We start from the raw sequence: 5,630 nt of genomic DNA, 5'->3' as shown, positions 1-5,630 counted from the left end.
CTTATGATTATGTTGAATTGCATGGTTATCATGCGGCATTAATTCTTCATTTTGAAAAGAATGCGCTTTATTCAGATCATATCGATCATATTAGAACGATTGCCAGGAAAATCATAGATTGTGTACAAGCTTATCTGGATATTACGATTCGGATTGGCATCGGCAGATTTACAGAGAATTGGTCCAATCTATCGGATTCGTTGGAAGAGGCTTTTCAGCCGCTGGTACCGGATGTCAGAGTGCTTCAATCAACAGGTGTGTTTGAATATGCAAGCCCAGAGCACTCCACAGTAAATCAAGTCCAGACAACAACTAGACCGATCAAGTTTTATCAACAAATCATTGAAGACATCAAAACAACGCAAGGTAAGAATGCCGAGAAGATGATTGAGAGCTACATGGCTACCTTAAGGGTAAGCGCAATCCCTCCTCAATTTAGCTTGCTTGGCGCGCAATTCTGGGCTATTTTCAGCTTCGCGCTGGTGGATGAGGATATCCGGCTGACGGAAATATTTCAGGATTACAGTATGGAAAGCGAATTGAATAAAATATATACGTTTGACCAATATGAAGCATGGCTAAACAGCATTATTCAGCGCATCTGTATGAATCAGCAATGGCAAGAAAGATTTAAGCATAAGTTGGCTATTGATTTTATCAAACAATATATTCGCGAGAACTATGCCAATGATATTACAATTGCTGAGCTCGCTGATAAAGTGTATATTTCTCGTAATTATTTAAGTCAAATCTTCAAGAATGCAACAGGAGAAACGATTAACAACTATATCATCAGTGTGAAAATGGAAGAGGCCAAACGTCTTATCCTGGAAAGAAAGTATAAAATTTATGAGGTCGCTAATAAAGTGGGATACAATAATATCCCTTATTTTAGTACCACTTTTCGAAAATACTTTGGTATCACACCTGCCGAATTACTCACATAAAGGCGGAATGGCGAATGAAGAAGATGTTCAAAAGATACCGAATTGATTATTTGCTTTTTGGAGGCTTAACAAGTTTTGTCGTCATTTTGCTCACGATAGTCATTTTGTTAACCTATACGCTTTCGACAAAAGAATTAGTGCGATTAACAACCTATTATCAAAAAGAAAATTTGAATGAATTGTATAACAAAATTGAAATTCAATTGCGTGCGATTGAGCAAATTTCTCTGGCTGCGACCAGGAATATTGTGACAACCGAATATCCGGATACGAACAATGATTCTTATGTCAATTATCAGAAACGCGAAGAACTAGAAACTTTTTTGAGTAATATCGCCTATTCAACGCCTATAATTCAGTCCATTGAGTTATATACGGAGAATCCGATTCCATCGAAATCACAGAGCCTTGTTTCATATATGGGTATAAATCAAGCCAGGGATCAAAGCTGGTATGATTCTGTTGAAAATGCTGACTTCGCATGGATTGGCCAACATACCATTACTTCCAATCAAGGTCGCATAGAAGTCATCAGCTTCGCGCGCAAAATATATTCGAATAGCGGCAAATACCAAGGTTTGTTGATGGTAAACTTGAAAGCGTCATCAATTCAAAATCAGATCAGTGGTGAATTTCCCACTTCCAACCGGATCTTGCTAGATTCAGGGGGCAGAGTTATTACTTACATCGGTGATCCCTCTTTACCGACGAAGATTAAGTCCTATTTGCTGGACATGAATAATGAAAGTGGTTATATCAAAGTCGGACTTCCCGGTAATCATGACTCGGCAAGCTCGCAAAAGAATACCTTAATGGTATGGGCCATGCACTATAATTCAAGTTGTATGCTCGTACAGCTCACGCCATTGAATCAGATTACAAAAGGTAGTGTTCATATTTCGGCCGTGTTATCTCTTGTTGGTGCGTCCGCAATTCTAATTGCTTTATTATTTACGTTATATTTTTCGAATCTATTTATTACGCCAATACGTCAGCTCCTCCACGAAATGGGGAGATATACAGCTAACACGAATAAAGTGAATCTACCAGAAGATTACCATAATGAATTTGGTGTTTTATTCTCCGGATATCGCAAATTAATGGATCGAATCAAATCGTTATATGTTTCTTTGGAGAATCAATACAAAGAGCAGAAGAAAGCCGAAATTAAAGCACTGCAAGCGATGATAAACCCTCATTTTTTGTATAACACGTTAGATCAATTAAACTGGATGGCATTGACGGCTGGACATGATAAATTAAGTCAAATTCTCGAGCTGATGGGGAAAATGTTTAGAATTGGGCTGTCCAACGGCGAAAGCCTGATCACGATTCGCGAAGAATTTACACACGCGTTGTGTTATGTGCAAATCCAGCAATTACGCTGGGAGGAGGGTTTGACGGTATCCGTTGATCTGGCCGAACATCTGCAAGAATGGTACATCCCCAAAATGACGTTACAACCGTTCATAGAAAATGCGATTATGCACGGGTTCAATGAGCGGTTAACCGGCAGTATAACCATCAGCGCAAGAGAAGAAGGCGGAGAAGTTATTATCCAAATCACGGATGATGGAGTCGGGCTGAAGAAAAACTGGAATGCCCAGCGAGAGGGAAATACGGGCGGTTATGGGATACGAAATGTCAAAGAACGTTTCGAAGCTTTTTTCGGGACACGATACCGAGTCGACATTGAAAATAATTGGGAAGCCAGCGGAACGAGAGTCACCATTCAGTTTCCTGCGCTAAAGTACAAGCAAGAAGAGATGAATGTCAGCCTAGGAGCAAGTATCCCATGATTTTGAAATCGGCCTATTATGTGACGGAGAGGTGAAAGGATATGCGGGAACCTAAGCCTTATTGGCGAGATGTCCCAACTGAATTACGGAAACAAGTAGAAGAGAAAATGACAAGCGCAATTCGGATGGGAACTCGTGTGTTTGGAGGGTATGGGCCGACGGCAACGTTTCGCATTTTTTTAGAAGATGGGAGAACAATATTTGCCAAGGGAGCTGGGCAAGGTTCACTTGCAGAGAATTGGCGCGTACTTCCTTTAGAAGAAGCTGTGTATCGTGAGGTTAGTGCGATTTCGCCAATTTCACCACGTTATTATGGGTCAGTAAGCACCCAGGGATGGCATCTATTATTGTTGGAGGATTTAAAAGATAGCAAGAAAGTGCCGAATTGGACCGAGAAATTAGCGTTTCAAGCCATGCGTGATCTCGCCCAGTTTCACGTGCGTGGACTATCTGAGGCCAATAAGGTCGAAGCCATGACTGCCCGAGGTGTCACGGAGAACTGGCTTTCTATTAAACAAAGCAGCGAAGAAAGAAATTGTTTTCTTGCGCTGTTTCATGAGAATAGGGACGAAGCAGAGGCTTGGCTTGATGCGGCAATTGATGTTATGGTACCTATAGAAACAGAACTTATGAGCCTAGATCAACCCTGGGGATTGATCCATAAGGACATCCGATCGGATAATCTTCGGTTTAGAGACAGGCGTTTGGTGTTATTCGATTGGGCATTGGCATGCAGAGGTCCTTTGCTTTTTGATGTTGGTTTCTTCTTTCCGAGCCTGGAAGGGGAAGGAGGGCCGACGGCCGAAAGGTTATTCTGCTTCATGTCCTTTTTCCACAGCTTGCTGGGGAGCTTTGTCACCGTTTTTATTGCCAAGATTTTTCTGGCTCGAACCTTCGTTGGAAGCTTGTTCTAAGCCCTCTCTTAATCTGCGACCGTACTCCTCATCGGCTTCTTCAGCAAGGGCGATCATTTTATCCTGGATCCTTTGATCACTGCGGGAGAGATCTCCAATCAGATTCGAAAGTAGTTCATCTTTTTCCCAGGCTTCGAAGTTCCTGAACGTTTCCCCAGCTTGTTTCGTATTGTTATTCCGATCGATGGATTGGCGCACCAAGTTTCCTTGAATATACGGCGTATGCTCTTTGCCCGGTTGTTTGTCTTCCGTAAGCCCGCCTAAGACGGACGGTTCATAATTAATATGCGGATTCTGACCTGGTGCAAGGTCGACTTTGTATTGCATGAGCCCGCCTCTTTGATTCGTGGCTACCTGTTTCTTGGGAGCGTTAATCGGAAGCTGCAAATAATTGGCGCCAGCGCGATGACGTTGTGTGTCCGAATACGAAAACGTGCGTCCTTGAAGCATTTTATCATCCGAGAAATCAAGCCCGTCGACCAAAACGCCCACACCAAATGCTGCTTGTTCCACTTCCGTAAAATAATCTTCTGGATTTCTGTTTAGCGTCATTTTACCCACTGGAAGCCAAGGGAACTGATCGTTAGGCCACAACTTCGTATCATCTAATGGGTCGAAATCCAGTTCAGGATGCTCTTCGTCGCTCATGATTTGTACGAGCAACTCCCATTCTGGATAGTCACCGCGCTCGATGGCTTGATACAGATCTTGCGTAGCGTGATTGAAATTTGTCGCTTGAATTTCGCTCGCTTCTTTCTGTGTCAAATTCTTGATGCCTTGCTTAGGCTCCCAGTGATACTTCACGAGAACAGCTTGGCCTTCGTTGTTTACCCAACGATACGTATTCACACCAGAGCCTTGCATCATGCGATAGTTGGCTGGAATCCCCCATGGCGAGTAAACAAAAGTCACCATATGGAAGCTTTCCGGGGAATTCGAACAAAAATCAAAGAAACGTTCGCCATCTTGCAGGTTTGTGATCGGGTCTGGCTTGAAGGCGTGGACCATATCAGGAAACTTCATGGCATCGCGTATGAAAAATACTTTCAGATTATTACCGACTAGGTCCCAATTGCCGTCTTCGGTATAAAATTTAACCGCAAATCCACGTGGATCTCGGAGTGTTTCTGGCGAGTGAGTGCCATGGATCACCGTGGAAAAACGAACGAATAACGGTGTTATTTTCCCTTTTTCTTGGAATAATTTCGCGCGAGTGTATTTGGAAATAGGTTCATCTCCAAGCGTCCCATAAGCCTCAAACACGCCATGAGCACCTGCACCGCGAGCGTGAACAACTCGTTCGGGGACACGCTCCCGATCAAAGTGGCTGATTTTCTCGATAAAATCATAATTCTCAAGCGTTGCGGGTCCGCGATTGCCCACGGTTCGAATATTTTGGTTGTTTGTGATCGGATGTCCTTGTCGATTGGTCAACATGTTGTTCATTTGTTGCCCTTCTTTTACTTTGGATGGATCGATTGACATACATGTAAACCCCTTTTGTTTAAAATTTATTTCCATTTTTGTCCTTTTTAGTATCTATTATCATCTGTTTTTTATTCAAAAAGTTTTATTTAGAAGGAAAAATTTTGAAGACGTCAAATTAGTAATCATTAGCATAAAAATACATTGGAGGCCTGTTATGAATCCTATTAAAAATAAAATTGGTGGCGTCTTTATTCCAGTCAGCAACATAGAACATGCCCGTGATTGGTATTGCGATATTCTAGGCTTACCCTTGGATGGAGAAATATTATTCGGGCATATTTATGTTTTACCGATGGAAGGACCGAGTATTGTTTTGGACAGCAGAATTTATGCTCCTGATCACGTATATAAAGTTCCAGCGTTTCAATTACGCACCGACGATATCGTTCAAGCCTTCGAATTTATGAAAGAAAAGCAAGTTCAATTACTTACGAAAGTCGAAAATGATCATTGGTTTAACTTCAAGGACCCTGACGGTAATG

The 5,630-nt window shown here is 42.2% G+C and carries 5 protein-coding genes; 4 read left to right on the top strand and 1 reads right to left on the bottom strand.

Features of this window, described 5'->3' with window-relative positions; all coding sequences use genetic code 11:
• The 3 genes from AC1DUA_RS27695 to AC1DUA_RS27685 form a co-directional block, all read left to right on the top strand.
• Positions 1 to 947: helix-turn-helix transcriptional regulator (locus AC1DUA_RS27695; RefSeq protein ID WP_477502828.1), on the top strand; the 947-nt coding region annotated here is incomplete at its 5' end.
• 14 nt (positions 948 to 961) lie between these two features.
• Entirely contained in the window at positions 962 to 2,746 is a 1,785-nt protein-coding gene (locus AC1DUA_RS27690; RefSeq protein WP_477502827.1) for a cache domain-containing sensor histidine kinase, read from the top strand.
• A 41-nt stretch (positions 2,747 to 2,787) separates the two neighbouring features.
• Positions 2,788 to 3,660 (top strand): aminoglycoside phosphotransferase family protein, encoded by an 873-nt coding sequence (locus tag AC1DUA_RS27685; RefSeq protein WP_477502826.1) that lies wholly within the window; start codon positions 2,788 to 2,790, stop codon positions 3,658 to 3,660.
• Here the strand turns inward: AC1DUA_RS27685 and AC1DUA_RS27680 are convergent.
• Positions 3,556 to 5,145: a catalase gene (locus AC1DUA_RS27680; protein ID WP_477502825.1), complete on the bottom strand. Its 1,590-nt coding sequence runs from the start codon at positions 5,143 to 5,145 to the stop codon at positions 3,556 to 3,558. The genes AC1DUA_RS27685 and AC1DUA_RS27680 overlap by 105 nt on opposite strands.
• Positions 5,146 to 5,302: 157 nt before the next feature.
• Here AC1DUA_RS27680 and AC1DUA_RS27675 point away from each other — a divergent pair.
• A partial coding sequence (locus AC1DUA_RS27675) for a VOC family protein (protein WP_477502824.1) occupies positions 5,303 to 5,630 on the top strand: 328 nt, incomplete at its 3' end.

It is taken from the genome of Paenibacillus sp. 01T422, from assembly GCF_056398785.1.
The sequence above is the reverse complement of the archived record's forward strand: the minus strand, read 5'-3'. Positions and strand labels throughout refer to the sequence as shown.

Bases quoted from the DNA above. Each gene is read 5' to 3' on its own strand.
- AC1DUA_RS27685 (WP_477502826.1), top strand. From the start codon at position 2,788: ATGCGGGAACCTAAGCCTTATTGGCGAGATGTCCCAACTGAATTACGG.
- AC1DUA_RS27690 (WP_477502827.1), top strand. From the start codon at position 962: ATGAAGAAGATGTTCAAAAGATACCGAATTGATTATTTGCTTTTTGGA.
- AC1DUA_RS27680 (WP_477502825.1), bottom strand. From the start codon at position 5,145: ATGTCAATCGATCCATCCAAAGTAAAAGAAGGGCAACAAATGAACAAC.